15 protein-coding genes are annotated in these 16,860 nt (G+C 46.8%); all 15 read left to right on the top strand.

What is annotated here, in order from left to right; genetic code table 11:
- Positions 1 to 59 precede the first annotated feature (59 nt).
- The 15 genes from T359_RS0108465 (at position 60) to T359_RS0108395 (ending at position 16,850) form a co-directional block, all read left to right on the top strand.
- Positions 60 to 1,367 (top strand): SseB family protein, encoded by a 1,308-nt coding sequence (locus tag T359_RS0108465; RefSeq protein WP_026517101.1) that lies wholly within the window; start codon positions 60 to 62, stop codon positions 1,365 to 1,367.
- Between the two features lie 91 nt (positions 1,368 to 1,458).
- Positions 1,459 to 2,346: a chemotaxis protein CheX gene (locus tag T359_RS0108460; protein WP_026517100.1), complete on the top strand. Its 888-nt coding sequence runs from the start codon at positions 1,459 to 1,461 to the stop codon at positions 2,344 to 2,346.
- Between the two features lie 16 nt (positions 2,347 to 2,362).
- A complete protein-coding gene (locus T359_RS0108455; protein ID WP_155840055.1) occupies positions 2,363 to 2,716 on the top strand; it encodes a response regulator in 354 nt (117 codons plus the stop codon).
- A 107-nt stretch (positions 2,717 to 2,823) separates the two neighbouring features.
- On the top strand, positions 2,824 to 3,546 hold the full coding sequence (ymfI, locus tag T359_RS0108450) for an elongation factor P 5-aminopentanone reductase (protein ID WP_026517098.1): 723 nt from the start codon (positions 2,824 to 2,826) through the stop codon (positions 3,544 to 3,546).
- A gap of 110 nt (positions 3,547 to 3,656) precedes the next feature.
- Positions 3,657 to 4,595, top strand: a complete 939-nt coding sequence (gene trxB, locus T359_RS0108445; RefSeq protein WP_026517097.1) for a thioredoxin-disulfide reductase — start codon at positions 3,657 to 3,659, stop codon at positions 4,593 to 4,595.
- 174 nt (positions 4,596 to 4,769) lie between these two features.
- The gene (locus T359_RS0108440; RefSeq protein ID WP_026517096.1) at positions 4,770 to 6,092 is read left to right on the top strand and encodes a C40 family peptidase; all 1,323 of its coding nucleotides are present in this window, start codon (positions 4,770 to 4,772) and stop codon (positions 6,090 to 6,092) included.
- A 138-nt stretch (positions 6,093 to 6,230) separates the two neighbouring features.
- Positions 6,231 to 7,328 (top strand): radical SAM protein, encoded by a 1,098-nt coding sequence (locus tag T359_RS0108435; RefSeq protein ID WP_026517095.1) that lies wholly within the window; start codon positions 6,231 to 6,233, stop codon positions 7,326 to 7,328.
- A 16-nt stretch (positions 7,329 to 7,344) separates the two neighbouring features.
- Positions 7,345 to 8,784 (top strand): WecB/TagA/CpsF family glycosyltransferase, encoded by a 1,440-nt coding sequence (locus tag T359_RS23000; RefSeq protein WP_242839067.1) that lies wholly within the window; start codon positions 7,345 to 7,347, stop codon positions 8,782 to 8,784.
- A 13-nt stretch (positions 8,785 to 8,797) separates the two neighbouring features.
- The gene (locus T359_RS0108425; RefSeq protein ID WP_026517093.1) at positions 8,798 to 10,384 is read left to right on the top strand and encodes a hypothetical protein; all 1,587 of its coding nucleotides are present in this window, start codon (positions 8,798 to 8,800) and stop codon (positions 10,382 to 10,384) included.
- Positions 10,381 to 11,811 carry a sugar transferase gene (locus T359_RS0108420; protein ID WP_026517092.1) on the top strand — a complete coding sequence of 477 codons (1,431 nt, stop codon included), beginning with the start codon at positions 10,381 to 10,383 and terminating at the stop codon, positions 11,809 to 11,811. The genes T359_RS0108425 and T359_RS0108420 overlap by 4 nt, the downstream gene beginning before the upstream one ends.
- A 12-nt stretch (positions 11,812 to 11,823) precedes the next feature.
- Positions 11,824 to 12,900, top strand: a complete 1,077-nt coding sequence (locus T359_RS0108415; protein ID WP_026517091.1) for an NAD-dependent epimerase/dehydratase family protein — start codon at positions 11,824 to 11,826, stop codon at positions 12,898 to 12,900.
- Positions 12,893 to 14,356 carry a DUF6056 family protein gene (locus tag T359_RS0108410; RefSeq protein WP_026517090.1) on the top strand — a complete coding sequence of 488 codons (1,464 nt, stop codon included), beginning with the start codon at positions 12,893 to 12,895 and terminating at the stop codon, positions 14,354 to 14,356. The genes T359_RS0108415 and T359_RS0108410 overlap by 8 nt, the downstream gene beginning before the upstream one ends.
- Before the next feature lie 13 nt (positions 14,357 to 14,369).
- Positions 14,370 to 14,792, top strand: coding sequence for a sugar 3,4-ketoisomerase (locus tag T359_RS0108405; RefSeq protein WP_026517089.1), 423 nt, complete (start codon positions 14,370 to 14,372; stop codon positions 14,790 to 14,792).
- Positions 14,789 to 15,742: a glycosyltransferase family 2 protein gene (locus tag T359_RS0108400; protein WP_026517088.1), complete on the top strand. Its 954-nt coding sequence runs from the start codon at positions 14,789 to 14,791 to the stop codon at positions 15,740 to 15,742. The genes T359_RS0108405 and T359_RS0108400 overlap by 4 nt, the downstream gene beginning before the upstream one ends.
- A 7-nt stretch (positions 15,743 to 15,749) precedes the next feature.
- Entirely contained in the window at positions 15,750 to 16,850 is a 1,101-nt protein-coding gene (locus T359_RS0108395; protein ID WP_026517087.1) for a DegT/DnrJ/EryC1/StrS family aminotransferase, read from the top strand.
- Positions 16,851 to 16,860: the final 10 nt, after the last annotated feature.

The raw sequence follows: 16,860 nt of genomic DNA, 5'->3' as shown, positions 1-16,860 counted from the left end.
AATAGGTTTTCAACTGCCACCATGGCATTAAGTTAATGTAGAAAGAGGAACAAGGTTACATGGGTATTTTTGATTTATTTGGGGGAAAGAACAAGGCTGCAGAGCAGGAAGCAGCCAACGAACAGGCAGAACTTGAGAAAAAGGAAAAGGCAAGGCAGGAGGTCATCGATGCCCATGCCGAGCTGACATGGCCCACAGCTCCAAGGCTCAATCCTGTAAATGTTAAGGAAGCGGGAGCCACAGAGTTTGAGGATACAGTATCCGCAGAGCGCAAGGACGAGATAGGTCCCATGATCTACGAGGAGGACCTTTCACCTGATACACTTAAGTTTTTATCCAATCAGGAGCTTTTATTCCTTCTCACAGCCCAGGAGGTTTATCACAAGGCATCACCTCTTCCTGAGTTTGAGAAGAACCACAGAAGGGTTTACAACGAGCTCCTTGGCAGAGTCCGTGATTCACAGATCCTGTACGTGCTCTATGATGCGGCAACAGGATATCCTTTCATCGACCACGGCTTTGGTAATGTTTATTTTGAAAAAGAACTGGCTGAGAGAGCTGCACAGCTTTTTGCCAAGCAGTTCAGAAGACTTATGGTCAGAGAGATCAAGGTTGAGAATGAGACCGAGTCCTCATCCCAGAAGAGAGGATTCTTTGATTATCTCTACTACATCGGCATAGAGAATCTGTTCGTTGATAACGGCGCTTACAGAGCAAGATTCAAGAGAAATGAGATCGTTGCAGCTCCCGGAGACTGGAACGCAGCAGCAAACAATGACAATGCTCCCGTTAATCCGGGACTTAGCTTTGCGATGCTGGATTTCCTGGGAGAACTCAGATGGCCGGTTAACTATGAGAAGAGATCTGAGGTTCTGAAGGCCAAGGAGATGAGAATGCTCTCTCTTATCAGAAACGCTCAGTTCATCGTGCCCATGCAGCATGAGGGCCCCGTTGAAGTAATGGATGACGGCAAGATGAAGTTCAACAAGGACACCAAGGTGAGATTCCTTGTTATGAAGACTCCCGACGGAAAGCAGTTCCTTCCTATCTTCACAGATATGATCGAGTTTGCCAAGAAGCCTCAGGACCAGGTTTGGAACGCAGCGGTATTCTCCTATCAGGATATCATCAAGTTCGCTCAGGACAAGGACGGAATCCGCATCAATCCTCACGGACAGCAGATCCTGATCCCCAAGGACAGAATGGTGCTTCTTGAGGTTGCAGGACAGCAGGCAGATATGGTCAACAGGAAAAAGGGCGGTGCAAAGCCTGTTTCAGCTGTTAACCAGTCAGAGGATGCAGCGGTTCAGAGAGCCCTTGATCAGGCCATTACAAGACTCAACGAAAAGAAGAACGACGAAGAGTAATACAATATTGAACTTGTTTGTTAACGGATATTAGTCTACAATATAAGATGTAGACTAATATCCGTTTTCCTTTTTCCGGGAGTAACAAAGTATGTTTGACAGACTGATCGGTAAATATCTGCTGGAGCAGAATCTTCTAAATAAAGTACAGCTTTCCCAGATTTATCATTTACAGGAAACCAACAGGGCCAAGCTTGGAGTTATCGCAGTTTCAGAGAAGCTGATGACCATAGCCCAGGCTGAGCAGGTCAATGCGCTTCAGGCCTCCATGGATAAGCGCTTCGGAGATATTGCCATCGAGAAGGGTTATCTATCGGAGACCCAGGTGAACCGTCTTTTGGAGCTGCAGGGCAATGAGTACCTGGCCTTTGTGCAGGCTCTGGTGGATACAAACGTGCTGACCCTGGAGCAGGTCCACAGTGCGGAGGCTGAGTATCAGAGGCTCCACGGCTTTACGGAGACGGATATGGCAGCCCTTAAATCCGGGGATGTGGAGAGGATAGTTCCTCTTTTTGTGGACAGCGATAATCCCATTTACAGAAATATGTTTGCCATGGGCATAAAAAATATGTACAGGCTGGTGGATTCCCATGTCTATATAGGCAAGGCCTATAAGGTAAGAAGCCTTAAGGACGAGGTTATGGGCTATCAGAAATTCCACGGGGACCAGAAGGCCACAGTGGCCATTTCCGGAAAATATGAGGACGTTCAGAAGATGGCGGTGGCCTATACCAAGGAGGAGTTCATCGAGACCAGAGAGGACGCCCTGGATGCCATCTGCGAGCTCATCAACTGTATCAACGGACTTTATGCCACGGCGCAGAGCCACAACGACAGGAAGATAGAGCTGGAGCCTCCGGAGTTCAAGGTCTCCTTTAGCGAAGCGAACTGCGATGAGATCTGGGTTATGCCGGTCTACATCTGTCAGGGAGAGGTCAGATACCTCATTGCGATCTCGGAAAATATGAGAATCAGTTGATTGTGGAGGTGACATAATGAAAAGCGTACTGATAGTTGACGATTCAAGAACTTCCAGAAGAATACTTAAGGATATATTGGAAAAAGCAGGTTACAAGATCGCCGGAGAGGCGGTAAACGGCAAGGAGGGCTTTGATGAGTATGTAAAGCTCAAACCCGACATTGTAACCCTGGACATCACAATGCCTGTAATGGACGGCATCGACTGTCTCAAGCTCATCAGAAGGAACGACCCCAACGCCAAGGTGGTTATGGTAACCGCAGCGGGGCAGAAGGAGAAGATGATGGAGGCGGTGAAGTTGGGAGCCGTGGAGTTCGTATCCAAGCCCTTTATGGAGGAGACGGTGCTGGAAGCACTGAAGCACTGCTGATCTCGGAAGAAAAAATTCGGCCGGTTTTCTGATTTATTTGTCAGAAGGCCGGCTGTTTCTATTATAATAGAGATGTTATCAATATTATTATCCCGGGGGAATTAGTTATGAACAGAAAGGTACTGATAACGGGAGCATCCAGAGGAATCGGAAGAGCCATCGCCGAGGCCTTCGCAGCTGCCGGGGACGAACTTTTTTTAACCTGTAAAAGCAACATAGAAATGCTCTGCGAATTAAAGGCTGAGCTTGAAGAAAAATACAATATCACCTGCCATGCCATCTCCTGTGATATGGGAGATTTCGATGATGTGGCGGGGATGTTCGAGGAGATCCACGACCTGGATATCGTGGTGAATAACGCCGGCATCGCCTGGCTGGGACTTCTTACGGACATGACTGCGGAGGAGTGGAAGCGCCTCATGGACACGAACCTTAACTCACTTTTTTACACCTCCAAGTTCGCAGTTCCTCTTATGATAAAAAAGAAATCCGGCAGGATCATCAATATTTCCTCCGTATGGGGAGCTGTGGGAGCCTCCTGTGAGGTTGCCTATTCCGCATCCAAGGGCGGCGTCAATGCCTTCACCAGAGCCTTTGCCAAGGAGCTGGCCCCCAGCGGTATCGCTGTCAACGCCATTTCCTGCGGCGTTATAGACACGGACATGAACAGGAAACACCTGACAGAGGGGGATCTTCAGGACCTGAAGGGAGAGATTCCCGCAGACAGACTGGGAGAGCCGGAGGAGGTTGCGGATCTGGTCCTTAAGGTGGCAGAGGCTCCGACCTACATGACAGGCCAGATCATCACCATAGATGGTGGTTGGATTTGATGATATAGGGATTCAAAGTCATGGAAAATTAAAAGGACTTTACAAAATATAAATAATGAATATAATTAAATTGTGTACAATCTAAAACACTTTTTCACAAGGAGGTAATTATGTACGATCTTATAATAATCGGCTCAGGCCCTGCCGGTCTTTCAGCTGCTGTATATGCCAAGAGAGCCGGACTTAATATGATAATCATAGAGAAGAATCCCGTCAGCGGAGGTCAGATCATCGACACCTACGAGGTGGACAACTATCTGGGAATCCCCGGTGTCAACGGCTTCGACCTTGCCATGAAGTTCAGAGAGCACGCTGACAAGCTGGGAACAGAGTTCGTGGATGCCACAGTATCAGGCATTGAGTGCGTAAGAGAGGCTACAGATACTCAGGCTCCTATTTACAAGGTTAAGACAGACAACGGCGATTATGAGACCCACACGGTTATTCTTGCCACCGGCGCTCACCATTCAAAGCTTGGTATCCCCGGAGAGGAAGAGTACATCGGCAAGGGCGTTTCCTACTGCGCTACCTGTGACGGAGCTTTCTACAGAGGCAAGGTTACAGCTGTCAACGGCGGCGGAGATGTGGCTGTTGAGGATGCTATTTTCCTTTCAAGATTCTGCAGCAAGGTTTATCTCATTCACAGAAGAGATGAGCTTCGCGCCACGAAGATCCTTCAGGATGAGCTCTTCGGCATAGAGAACATCGAGGTTATCTGGGACAGCGTTGTCAAGGAAATACAGGGTGAGGATAAGGTTACAACCCTTAAGATAGAGAATGTTAAGTCCAAGGAAGAATCCGATCTGAACGTAGACGGAATCTTTGTTGCCATCGGAATCCATCCTTCTACAGATCTTTTTGCAGACATCGTAAAATGTGATGAAAATGGATACGTAATTGCGAATGAAGATGGAGCAACTTCAACTCCCGGAATTTTTGTTTCAGGAGATTCCAGAAAAAAGAGATTAAGACAGATCGTCACAGCTGTGGCAGATGGCGCAAATGCAGTAACTTCGGTGCAGGACTTCCTGGTTGGAAAAGAGAAATAAAGTTTCAGTGTCTTAGAAAAAGTAACTGAATAGTGTTCAAAAATTATTAGAGAAGTGATGAAAACAACGTGATTTCGTCACTTCTCAATTTTTTACAGGGTTGACAAAATTTTATTAGTAGTTTATATTTTTTTAAGATGTAACAAAAAACGTAACAATTTTAGGAGGTATGTTTTGAGAAAAGCGAGAATGCAGCTGATCGCTATGGCAATTACAGCTGCGGTAACTTTTTCAGGCTACAGTGTAGACGCTATTGCTGCATCAAATAAGAAGGTCACAAGTGTTATGCCTCAGGCAGGTATCACTTATGCAATGGGTAACAATCAGGTATCTGTTTCCAACCTTCAGCAGTCAGTAGACGGTGACAATGAGAATAATACAGACACAGGCGCTAACAAGTCTTCATCCGATGCTATCAATTCTTCGGATGCTATTAAGGATGTAACACCCAACGCTTCATCTGTTACAGATAATGTTTTATCAGATATCCAGAACGCAACAGGAGCCATCATCAAGAACACTGCCAAGAACGCAGAGGCAGCTTCCGGGGAGGCTTCAGAGTCAGAGGAAGAGCGTTTCAGATCTTTGGTTATTGCCAAGGTTCATGATTATGTTAACGTAAGAGATCTTCCCAGCGAGCAGGACGGACAGATCATTGGTAAGCTTTACGATAAGTCTGTGGGAACCTTTATCGAGGAGACAGACGGCTGGTACAAGATCAAGTCAGGTTCCGTAGAGGGTTATGTCAAGGGCGAGTACTGTGTAACAGGTGACGACGCCGTTGAACTTGCCAAGGAAGTGGGAACCAGAATCGCAACAGTTACAACCACAACCCTTAAGGTTAGAAGCGGCCCCGGCCTTGATGAGACTGTTCTCGGTCTCGTACCCATCGAGGACGAACTGGTAGTTGTAGAAGAGCTTGACGGTTGGGTTAAGGTTAACATCGAGGAAGGTGACGGATATGTTTCAACTGATTACGTTACACTTTCCACAGAGTTTGTAGAGGCTGAGTCCAAGGAAGAAGAGGAAGCAAGACTTGCCAAGGAGAGAGCTGCAAGAGAGGCTGCTCAGAAGGCTGCCAAGGCCGGAACCTCCAAGTCATCCTCCAGCTCCAGTTACAATTCAGCTCAGACCTACACAACACAGTCCAGCTCCATCGGATCTGCAGTTGCTCAGTTTGCGCTTCAGTTTGTAGGTAATCCTTATGTTTACGGCGGAACCAGTCTTACCAACGGTGCTGACTGTTCAGGATTTGTTATGAGTGTATACAACAACTTCGGTGTAAGCCTTCCTCACTCATCAGGTGCTGACAGAAGCGTGGGAGCAGCGGTAGACGGACTTGCCAATGCACAGCCCGGTGATATCGTCTGCTACTCAGGTCACGTTGCTATCTACATCGGTAACGGCCAGATCGTACACGCATCCACAGCCAAGACAGGTATCAAGGTTTCAGATGCAAGCTACAGATCAATCCTTGCAGTAAGACGTATCTTCTAATATTGATATCAGACTTCAGGACCTATGTTCCTTCGGGGACATAGGTCTTTTTGATTGTCAGTCCAGGCCCTGTGGGGTATAATGTTAAATTGTCAGAGAATGGTCATCTGACAGTTAAGAATTTTCAGGAGAGATACAATGCCTAAGAAATTAAACGGAACAGTTATCGTAACATACAGGTGTAATGCCCGCTGCACAATGTGCAACAGATACAAGGCACCTTCAGATCCCAAGGATGAGATTTCACTGGAGACTATTAAGAAGCTTCCGCCCATGTACTTTACCAACATCACCGGCGGTGAGCCCTTTATCCGTGATGACATCAGGGACATAGTAAGAGAACTTAGGAAAAAGAGTGATCGTATAGTTATTTCCACCAACGGCTTTTTCACAGACAAGATCATTGAGCTGTGCAAGGAATTCCCGGATATCGGAATCAGAATCTCCATCGAGGGCCTTGAGCAGACCAACAACGAGATCAGAGGCCTTCCCGACGGCTTCAACAGAGGATATACAACTCTTAAGAAGCTCCGTGAGATGGGAATGAAGGATGTGGGCTTTGGAATGACGGTTCAGGACAGAAATGCTCCGGATCTCTGCGAGCTCTACAAGCTGTCTGATGAGCTGGGCATGGAATTTGCCACAGCCTCCCTTCATAACAGCTTTTACTTCGTAGAGGCCAAGAATATCATTCATGACAGGCCTATGGTGGCTGAGCACTTCGAAGAGCTGGTAAATAAGCTTATCAAGTCCAACAGCCCTAAAAAGTGGTTCAGAGCGTATTTTAACCATGGACTTATCAACTATATCTACGGACAGAAGAGACTTCTTCCCTGTGATATGAGTTTTGACACCTTCTTTATCGATCCTTACGGGGACGTAATGCCCTGCAACGGAACCAAGGATAAGGAGGTTATGGGTAACCTCAACGAGCAGTCCTGGGATGAGCTGTGGAATTCCGACCAGGCTGAGGTAGTGAGAAAGAAAGTAAGACACTGCGACAGAAACTGCTGGATGATCGGTTCTGTTTCTCCCGCAATGCACAAGTATATCTGGGTTCCTGCCTGGTGGGTTATCCGCCACAAATTCAAGTCCCTGTTTATGAAGAAGCCTTACTCCATGTATGAGATCAAGGCGGTCAGGGACCTTCGTGACGGCAAGGTGACCAAGGAAGAGCTTGATAAATGCAGCACCTGCGATATGTGCGCAGTTGCCAATGACGGATTAAAAAAGTGATCGGAACAGATGGGACATGAATAAAGGCAGTAAGATAGTTTTTCCCAAGAAAAGAGTTTTTATAATAGATGAGCTGGCTCTGGTACTGGCTTTCTTCTCTGCACTTATTATCAGGTACAGGGATGATGTCCACAACTGGAAGCAGTACTACGACGGACTTTATGTTTCGTTTCTGGTGGTGCTCTTCCTGTTGCAGATAATCATTTTCCTTTTGTATGACAACAGGAGAAAGCCCATGTATCTCATGGACCCGGTGGAGAACTTCTTCACGGTGGTAAAGGGCAGGATCCTTTTGATCGCCCTTGGGCTTTTGTACCTCTATTCCATTCAGAGAGGAACGGACTCTTCAAGATTTGTGGTGGCGGCCATTCCGGTCATTGATATTATCTATGACTGCTTCCTTCGCAGCATCCTGAAGAAGAATTATTTTTCCAAGATCAAAAGCTTTGACAGCTGCAGAACATATCATGTGTACAGACCGTACCCCTCTGCAGAGGAGCTTAAAAAGATTTTTTCAGGGGATACCTACGATGAGCTTCTGATCCATGATGCGCTCTCAGAGGCAGACGAAGAGATCAGTACTCTTTTGAACGCCGCTGAGGAGGCCAGCATCAGGACCTATGTGAATATGAAGACCCTGGGCTACAGCGTAAGGCCCGGCATAGCCACCGATATCGATGACTATACCGCTGTTCCGGTAGGTGTAAGAAGCGAGAGATTTCCCCTTTTCGGCATTAATTATTCCATCGCCAGATGTGAGGAGGCGGTGCTCCATGTCATCAGACATGTAAAAGACCTCTCCGGCAGATATATCTGTTTTTCCAATGTTCATACCTCTGTAATGGGAAGGGATGACAAGGAGTACAGAGAAGTTCTCAATGATGCGGCCTTCGTATTTCCGGACGGAGCTCCCGTGGCCAGACTCCAGCAAAAGAAGGGCTATGTGGGCGCCGAGCGTGTGGCAGGCCCCGACTTTATGGAGCACATGTTCAAGGATACCATGGACGGCAGCGTGAGCCATTACTTCTACGGTTCAACTCCGGAGACCATAGAGAAGCTTGAGAAGAACCTCAGGCAGAGATATCCCGGAATCGTGATAAAAGGGCTTTATTCACCGCCCTTTAAGCCCCTGACTCCCGAGGAGGATGAGGCGGATGTAAAGATGATCAATGACGCCGGTGCAGACATTGTATGGATCGGCCTTGGGGCTCCCAAGCAGGAGAAGTGGATGAGAGCCCATTCCGGCAGGATCAAGGGCGTTATGATGGGAGTGGGAGCAGGCTTTGACTTCCATGCAGGCACCATTAAGAGGGCGCCGGTGTTTGTACAGAAGGTGGGACTGGAATGGCTTTACAGATTGTTCCAGGATCCCAGAAGACTTATCGGCAGATATTTTGTTACTAATATAAAGTTTATCTGGTATGTATTTTTAGACAGGCTTTTTGGCAGGGGATGATCCGGGGAGCATTATGAAGTTTTTTTCACAGGAGTACCAAGAAAAAAGAGAAGCGATTGGAGAAGGCTTATACCTTCTCTATTTTGCTGTTATGATAGGTGCCAGAGCTGCGGGGCTCTATGAGGGCATGACTTTGTACAACATATCGCTGGTGCTGGGGCTTATGCTCTTTGCCTGCAAGTTCGTTGTCACAGCGGGAAGCCTTAAGGAGTACCTGATCGCAGCGGGACTTATGCTTGTTTCGGGACTTGTCTATATGTCCACCGGGGAGAAGGGACTTATCGTCTGCTTTTCCATGCTCCTTGGAATGAAGAAGGTTTCGGTGAAAAAGGTTATCTCCGTGGGAATCATAGTGTCAGGATTTTTTATTCTGGGCAAGATTCTCCTTGGAGTTACCGGCATCGCTCCTGAGATCTACTATCCCCAGGAGAGGGAAGGTGTGGGCCTGATGTTCAGGCACGCTCTGGGTTACGCCCATCCCAATACCCTTCACATGAACGTTTTGATGCTCAGCATGCTGGTGATGTTTTTTATCTCCAAATATGTTGCCAAAAAAAATATAAAAATTTTGCTGGTCTTTTCCGCTCTGGTACTGGGTTTCAATTTTTACGTCTTCAATTATTCGGGAAGTCGTACAGGAGTACTTGCATGTTTGGTATATCTTGTGGTAAATTTGTTGTTCGGCATGAAAAATTTTCCACGAATTTTGGAAAAGGCAATTTGCTATATTTCATACCCTGGGGTGTGCTTTATAGCTATTGCGGGACCTTTTATCCTGCCGGAGAGTGTTTTTGACACCATTGACCGCAAGGTCTTTACCACCAGATTTTCCATAGCCAGATACTTCTGGGAGAACAACCATATCTCCCTTCTGGGAATAAGGCTCAATAACCCGAATCCCAGATATCAGACTTACGGTATAGATATGGCACAGCTTTATCTGTTTTTACAGCTGGGGCTGCTGGCCTTTTTGGTAATGAGTGCTATCACTCTTTTCTTTATTCACGAGAGCCTGAAGAAGGGACGCATGCAGGAACTTGCAGTACTGATGGGAATGCTGTGTCTCGGAATCTGGGAACCTCTTTTATATAACCTCGGCTTCAAGAATTTTACCTATGTATTTATGGGAGCCCTTTTATACGAGCTTCTGGGGGATAAGGTAGAGGATGAGGCCAAAGAGGATGAGGCCAAAGAGGATGAGGCAGACGTAAGAACCGTGCTTTTTATCCGCACCGCGCTTAAGTCTGTGGCAGTGGGAATCACTGCGGGGATTGCGATTTTCTTTGGAGTAATGCTACTGACTTCTGCGCCCAAGGCCCTTTACGGGGACAGGCAGCAGGATGAGACCGGTAAGACCTTCGATATGGAGGAGGTGTACCTGACCTCGGACGAAGTCACAGAGCTCAGATCTCAGGGGGAGATCATAGTAGGGTATGTAAACGGCGAAACTCCAATGTATAAATACAGCTCAGATATCGCCAGGATGGAGTATAGTAAGCGAAACTTAAGTGCCGCAGTATGGATTGGGGTCTTAGTAGCGGCATTATATGGTATGTGCTATACTATTTGGGAAAAATTTTGTAGAAGGAGTAACAAATGAACCAAAAGAACAAAGTGTTGCAGACTTACGGGCTTTGGATTATAGATATGGCCTGCATAGTCATTACTTATTGTTTTGCAACATGGCTCAGATACAATAACAACAATGACTGGGGAAATAAGACACTTCATTATATGGTATGTCTCGTATTCCTCCTGTTTTGCGTAGTGTATACATTCCTTGCGGACTGGAACAGGGATTTCATCACCAGAGGCTATATACTGGAATTCATTTCCGTTGTCAGATTTATGGCCATTATGATCTTTGTTTGTATGGCAGCGGTATACTTCCTTAACTGGATCAGTATTCTTTCCAGATTTGTTATGATCCACTTTATCTGGATGAACATTGTTCTTAACTATGTGGCAAGGATTCTTTTCAAAATCTTCCTTCGTAACCACATTTCCAAGGATTCCAGAGTTACAAGGGTAGTGGTTGTTGCTGAGAAGAACCTTATGGAGAGCACCATCAAGGATCTTGTTGCCAAGTGCAAGGGCCTTGGATACAAGGTGGTAAGAGCTTATTACGTTGATGACAATGACTCCGAAGAGGCAGATAAGGACTGGTATGTAGAGGGCGTTCACATCCACAAGGGAATCGAGAACCTCACAGGAAGACTTATCACAGATCCTTTTGACGAGGTATTTATCAATACCCCAAGCATTCCTCAGAGCCAGATCCAGGACATCATCATCGGATTTGAGGAGATGGGTATCACAACTCATTACAACATTGAACTTCCCGATGTAAGCAAGGCTGTCACTCAGGTAGGAGACTTCCTTGATTACACCGTTATCAGCTACTCTATGTTCAGAAGCAGCTATAAGAGACTCTTTATCAAGAGAGCCATTGATATTCTGGGAGGACTTGTCGGCCTTATTCTTACAGGAATCATCACTCTGTTCCTGGGACCTGCCATCAAGCTTGATTCCCCCGGACCTATTTTCTTCTCACAGGTGAGAATCGGTAAGAACGGTAGAAGATTCAAGATCTACAAGTTCAGATCCATGTACACAGATGCTGAGGAGCGCAAGAAGGAGCTTGAGGCTCAGAACGAGATGAAGGGCCTTATGTTCAAGATGGAGAATGACCCCCGTGTAACCAAGGTGGGTAACTTCATCAGAAAGACATCACTGGATGAGTTCCCTCAGTTCCTCAATGTTCTTAAGGGCGACATGAGCCTTGTTGGAACAAGACCCCCGACAGAGGCAGAGTTCCAGCAGTACAATGAGCATTACAGAAGAAGACTTTCAATGACCCCCGGTCTTACAGGACTTTGGCAGATCAGCGGCCGAAGCGACATCGAGGACTTTGACGAAGTAGTAAAACTTGACCTTAAATATATAGACAACTGGAGCCTCACAGAGGATTTCAAGATCCTTCTTCAGACTGTGGGCGTTGTACTTTTCGGAAAGGGTGCAAAATAACCGGGTAAAACCATGCTGACTAAGAATATTGATTTGGAAAATAAGAGAGTTCTTGTTACCGGAGCTGCGGGCTTTATCGGTTCCAATCTGGTAACAGAGCTCCTTAGGAGCTACAAGAGCATAAACATCATCGGTATCGACAACATGAGCGACTATTATGATGTCGGTATCAAGGAAGACAGACTTAAGAGAATTGATGAGGTATCCCGGGGCAGGTTCGAGCTTATCAGGGGCAGCATCGCAGACCGCGATGTGATCGACAGGGTTTTTGACAGCTTCAGACCCGAGGTTGTGGTGAATCTGGCAGCTCAGGCGGGAGTTCGTTATTCCATCGATAATCCCGATGCCTACATCGAATCCAATATGCTGGGCTTTTACAATATTTTGGAGGCCTGCAGACATTCCTATGATGAAAAGCACAGAAAGGACGGCTATATGGGCGTCCTTCATCTGGTATATGCATCCAGCTCCAGTGTGTACGGCAGCAACAAAAAGATTCCTTACAGCGTAGAGGACAAGGTGGACAATCCTGTTTCTCTTTACGCTGCCACCAAGAAATCCAATGAGCTTTTTGCCCACGCCTACTCCAAGCTCTATGATATTCCTTCCACGGGCCTCAGGTTCTTTACCGTATACGGCCCCGCAGGAAGACCGGACATGGCATATTTCGGATTTACAGACAAGCTTGTCAGAGGAGACAAGATCAAGATCTTTAACTTTGGCAACTGCAAAAGAGACTTTACCTACGTTGACGACATCGTAGAGGGCATTATCAATGTGATGCAGAAGTCTCCTGACAAAAATGAAAACGGCGTCAGATATAACGTTTACAATATCGGTAACAACAGTCCTGTGAACCTTCTGGATTTCGTGGACATCCTTCAGCAGGAACTCATTGCTGCGGGAGTGCTTCCTTCAGATTACGATTTTGAGGCTCACAAGGAGCTGGTTCCCATGCAGCCCGGTGACGTTGAGGTGACCTATGCTGATGTGACAGCTCTTGAACAGGACTTCGGATTTAAACCCGCAACTGACCTTAGAACCGGACTTGGCCGATTCGCCCGCTGGTACAAGGAGTATTATGGTTAAGCTAAATGTAAAGCACTTAAGTACAGCGCTTATAGTATTTTATGTTCTGAGCATAATACCCATGATCATCCTGGGATTTTACAATTTCCCATCAGCGGATGATTTTTCCATGGCCCTGGAAACCCACAGACATTTCAGGGAGACCGGCAGTGTGCTTTCGAGCCTTGGCTATGGCCTTTACATGGGCTACTGGTACTACATGAACTGGACGGGCTATTTCTTCTCAGCGGCCCTGACAGCTCTGTGTCCCGGGGTTTTTTCGGAGGGGCTATACCCCCTTACCACAATTATTATGCTGGGAAGCCTGACACTGGGCGTCTTCTTTTTCTTTGACGCAGTAGTGGTCAAAAAGCTTGGTATTTCCAAGTATTATGCAAGGATCATTTCTGTTTTGGCACTTCTTCCCATGATCCAGAGCATGCCGCGGGAAGGGGCAAGAAATGAGGCTTTTTACTGGTACAGCGGCAGTATCAATTACTGTTTTATGTTCGGACTGGGACTTTTTTGGCTGGGACTTATGATACGGCTCTCTGAGAAAAAGAGCACAGCCCTTATTGCAGCCACCTCCGTTCTCGGCTTTTTGCTGGGAGGAGCCAACTATATGACGGCACTGTCCCTGGCTGTTATGTCCGCAGCCTTTGTGATCTTTGATATCTATGGGCGCAAAAAAACTCTTATATTTATACCGGCGCTGTGCAACATCATCGGGCTTATCATTTCCATGACAGCCCCCGGCAACAGTGTAAGAGGCGAGGCCCTTAACTATATGAACCCTGTGGTGGCCGTATTCAGATCCATTTATCATGTCTTTGACATGTGCATCAATGAATGGCTTACCTGGGAAGTGCCGGTGATGCTGGCACTGGTGGCAATCATCTGCTTTAAGGCAGGTCGCAGCCTTTCCATCAGGCTTCGCCACCCGGTTTTGTTTTCAACATTCTGCTTTCTTATGGTGGCTGTGAACATCGTTCCGCCCCTTTATGCCATGGGCAATTTTGAGGCAGGCAGAATGGTTGCTATAATATGGATGCAGTTTGTACTTATGCTGGTCCTTCTTGTTATGTACGACAGTATGTGGCTTTCACAGCTGCTTAATGATAAAAATGTGACTGAAAGCGGTGAGCTTTTGGGAAGCGCTGCAGGCAGCGGCTTTCTTTCAATGCTGGGGCTTCTTGCGGCGGGACTTCTGCTTTCTCTTTATGTTGATCCTGGCTATATCACCTCTGCATCTGCGATCTCAGATCTTGCAGCGGGAAATGCCGGAATTTATGCAAAAGAAAACAGAGACAGGCTGCAGATCCTTAAGGATGACAGCGTTTCGGATGCAGAGCTCAAGGAGTACAGCGTCAAGCCCTCCCTTCTTTACTTTTCCGACGTAACTGAGGATACCGAGGACTGGGTAAATAAGGCAGTGGCGGATTATTACGAGAAATCAAGCGTAAGGCTTGTTAAATAGAGGTGGGAGTTTTATGAAGAATTTTGATAACTGTAAATACAGCGTCATTGAGTTCAAGGAATTCGGCGATGAGAGAGGCAATCTTGTGGTTGCTGAGGGCTCAGGCTTTGACATTCCCTTTGACATCAGAAGAGTTTTCTATATGTACGGTTCAGACCCCGACATCATCAGGGGAAATCATGCCAACAGATATACCAAATTTGTTCTTATCAATGTCAGCGGCAGCAGCAAGGTGCTGGTTGACGATGGTGAGAAGAAGGAGATCATAGTACTGGATAAGCCCAGAATGGGTCTTTACCTTGGCCCCATGGTGTGGAAGGAGATGTATGATTTTTCTCCCGACTCCGTGCTTTTGGTTCTCGCCAGCGAGCACTACATCGACAGCGAGTACATCCGTGATTATGATGCCTTCATTAAGGAGATAAAAGAACAATGAGTAAGCTTTCAATAGTAATTCCCGTTTACTACAACTCCGATACACTGGAGATGCTGTATGCGGACATGAAGGAAAAGATCCTTGGAAAGATCGGAGATTATGAGATCGTCTTCGTGGATGACGGCTCCGGGGACAATTCCTGGGAGATAATCCAGAAGATCGCAGCCATGGACAAAAATGTTGTATGCACCAAGCTTTCCAGAAACTTCGGTGAGCATGCGGCTCTTCTTGCGGGACTTTCCGTATGTACCGGTGACTGCGCCGTGACCAAGCAGGCGGACCTCCAGGAGGATTCCACACTGATCCTTGATATGTACGAGAGCTGGAAGCGTGGAAACAAGGTGGTTCTTGCCATCAGAGAGTCCAGAGACGAGAGTGCGGTCAAGAAGTTTTTTGCAGGCTGCTATTACTGGCTGGTTCGCAAGACCATCAACAAGGACATGCCCCAGGGCGGCTGTGACTGCTACCTGGTGGACAGACAGGTTATCAAGGTCCTTCAGATGATGGATGAAAAGAACTCTTCACTGACCCTTCAGGTTATGTGGGTAGGCTTTAAGACAGAGAAGATCTATTTCCACAGAAAGGACAGAGAGGTGGGCAAATCCAGATGGACTCTGGGTAAGAAGGTCAAGCTGGTGGTGGATTCCATGATGAGCTTTACCTATTTCCCCATCAGATTCATGGCAACCATGGGATTTATCTTTTCTCTTTTATCCCTGGTTGGAATAGTTATGGTAATCAGAGAGAAGCTCATGGAAGGCACACCTATCCTTGGTTATGCTTCAATCATGAGCGTAGTGCTCTTTGGCTTTGGAATAATCTTTATCATGCTCTCTATTCTTGGTGAGTACATTTGGAGAGCTCTTGAGGAAGCCAGAAACAGGCCGCCTTTTATAATTGATGAGGTTAAGAGACAGGACGATAATCAGACAGATTCGGATAAGGAGTGATAACGATATGGATAAAATAATGCAGGGTCGTATGGACAGAGGCTTTGAGAGATATCAGAAGGAGTACGAGGAGAAGGCTCTTGAGGTCCTTAGAAGCGGATGGTACATCCTTGGAAAAGAGGATGAGGCCTTCGAGAAGGAGTACGCAGAGTACATCGGAACCAAGTATGCCGTAGGCGTAGCCAACGGACTGGATGCTCTTATTCTTGCTTTCAAGGTTCTGGGAATCGGAGAGGGCGATGAGGTCATTGTTCAGGGCAACACCTATATCGCCAGCGTAATGGGAATCACCATCAACGGCGCTACACCCGTTATTGTTGAGCCTGACAAATATTATCAGATAGATGCTGACAAGATCGAGGAAAAGATCACAGACAAGACCAAGGCTGTTCTTGTTGTTCACCTGTACGGACAGGCTGCCAACATGACCAAGATCTGCGACATCTGCAAGAGACATAACCTTCGTCTCGTGGAGGACTGTGCCCAGTCCCACGGAGCATATCACAAGGGACAGATGACAGGAAGCTTCGGAGATATCGGATGCTTCTCCTTCTATCCTTCAAAGAACATGGGTGCCTTCGGAGATGCAGGTGCCATGACCACCAATGATCCTGAGCTTGCCCGTCTTATGAAGATCTACAGAAACTACGGCAGTGAGAAGCGTTACTACAACATGGTTGTAGGTGCCAACTCAAGACTTGATGAGCTCCAGGCAGGGCTCCTTAGGGTTAAGCTCACCCACATGGATGAGATCACTAAGGAAAGAGAAGATCTGGCAGCTCGCTACACAGAGGGCATCAATAATCCTCTTGTTATCAAGCCTGAAGTGGCTGAGGGCTCAACCTGTGTATGGCATCAGTATGTTCTCAGAGTTCCCGGAAGACGTGACGAATTTAAGCAGTATCTTGAGGACAACGGTGTAGGAACCATCATTCACTATCCTATTCCTCCTCATCTTGCACAGGCTTATGAATATCTTGGATTTAAAGAGGGAAGCTTCCCTATCACCGAGCAGTTTGCTGGTGAAGTTATATCTCTTCCTATCTACACCGGAATGTACAAGGAAGAGCAGGAGAGAGTAATAGAAGTCGTTAACAGCTTTAAGTGATCAGAGGTGG

The organism is Butyrivibrio sp. MC2021 (assembly GCF_000621605.1).
Classification (GTDB): domain Bacteria; phylum Bacillota; class Clostridia; order Lachnospirales; family Lachnospiraceae; genus Butyrivibrio.
The sequence above is the reverse complement of the archived record's forward strand: the minus strand, read 5'-3'. Positions and strand labels throughout refer to the sequence as shown.

Excerpts from the sequence above, each read along its gene's own strand:
- T359_RS0108435 (WP_026517095.1), top strand. The coding sequence starts at position 6,231 with ATGCCTAAGAAATTAAACGGAACAGTTATCGTAACATACAGGTGTAAT.
- T359_RS0108465 (WP_026517101.1), top strand. The coding sequence starts at position 60 with ATGGGTATTTTTGATTTATTTGGGGGAAAGAACAAGGCTGCAGAGCAG.
- T359_RS0108415 (WP_026517091.1), top strand. The coding sequence starts at position 11,824 with ATGCTGACTAAGAATATTGATTTGGAAAATAAGAGAGTTCTTGTTACC.
- T359_RS0108395 (WP_026517087.1), top strand. The coding sequence starts at position 15,750 with ATGGATAAAATAATGCAGGGTCGTATGGACAGAGGCTTTGAGAGATAT.
- T359_RS0108410 (WP_026517090.1), top strand. The coding sequence starts at position 12,893 with ATGGTTAAGCTAAATGTAAAGCACTTAAGTACAGCGCTTATAGTATTT.
- T359_RS0108405 (WP_026517089.1), top strand. The coding sequence starts at position 14,370 with ATGAAGAATTTTGATAACTGTAAATACAGCGTCATTGAGTTCAAGGAA.
- T359_RS0108425 (WP_026517093.1), top strand. The coding sequence starts at position 8,798 with ATGAAGTTTTTTTCACAGGAGTACCAAGAAAAAAGAGAAGCGATTGGA.
- T359_RS0108400 (WP_026517088.1), top strand. The coding sequence starts at position 14,789 with ATGAGTAAGCTTTCAATAGTAATTCCCGTTTACTACAACTCCGATACA.
- T359_RS0108420 (WP_026517092.1), top strand. The coding sequence starts at position 10,381 with ATGAACCAAAAGAACAAAGTGTTGCAGACTTACGGGCTTTGGATTATA.
- T359_RS23000 (WP_242839067.1), top strand. The coding sequence starts at position 7,345 with ATGAATAAAGGCAGTAAGATAGTTTTTCCCAAGAAAAGAGTTTTTATA.
- ymfI (WP_026517098.1), top strand. The coding sequence starts at position 2,824 with ATGAACAGAAAGGTACTGATAACGGGAGCATCCAGAGGAATCGGAAGA.
- trxB (WP_026517097.1), top strand. The coding sequence starts at position 3,657 with ATGTACGATCTTATAATAATCGGCTCAGGCCCTGCCGGTCTTTCAGCT.
- T359_RS0108455 (WP_155840055.1), top strand. The coding sequence starts at position 2,363 with ATGAAAAGCGTACTGATAGTTGACGATTCAAGAACTTCCAGAAGAATA.
- T359_RS0108460 (WP_026517100.1), top strand. The coding sequence starts at position 1,459 with ATGTTTGACAGACTGATCGGTAAATATCTGCTGGAGCAGAATCTTCTA.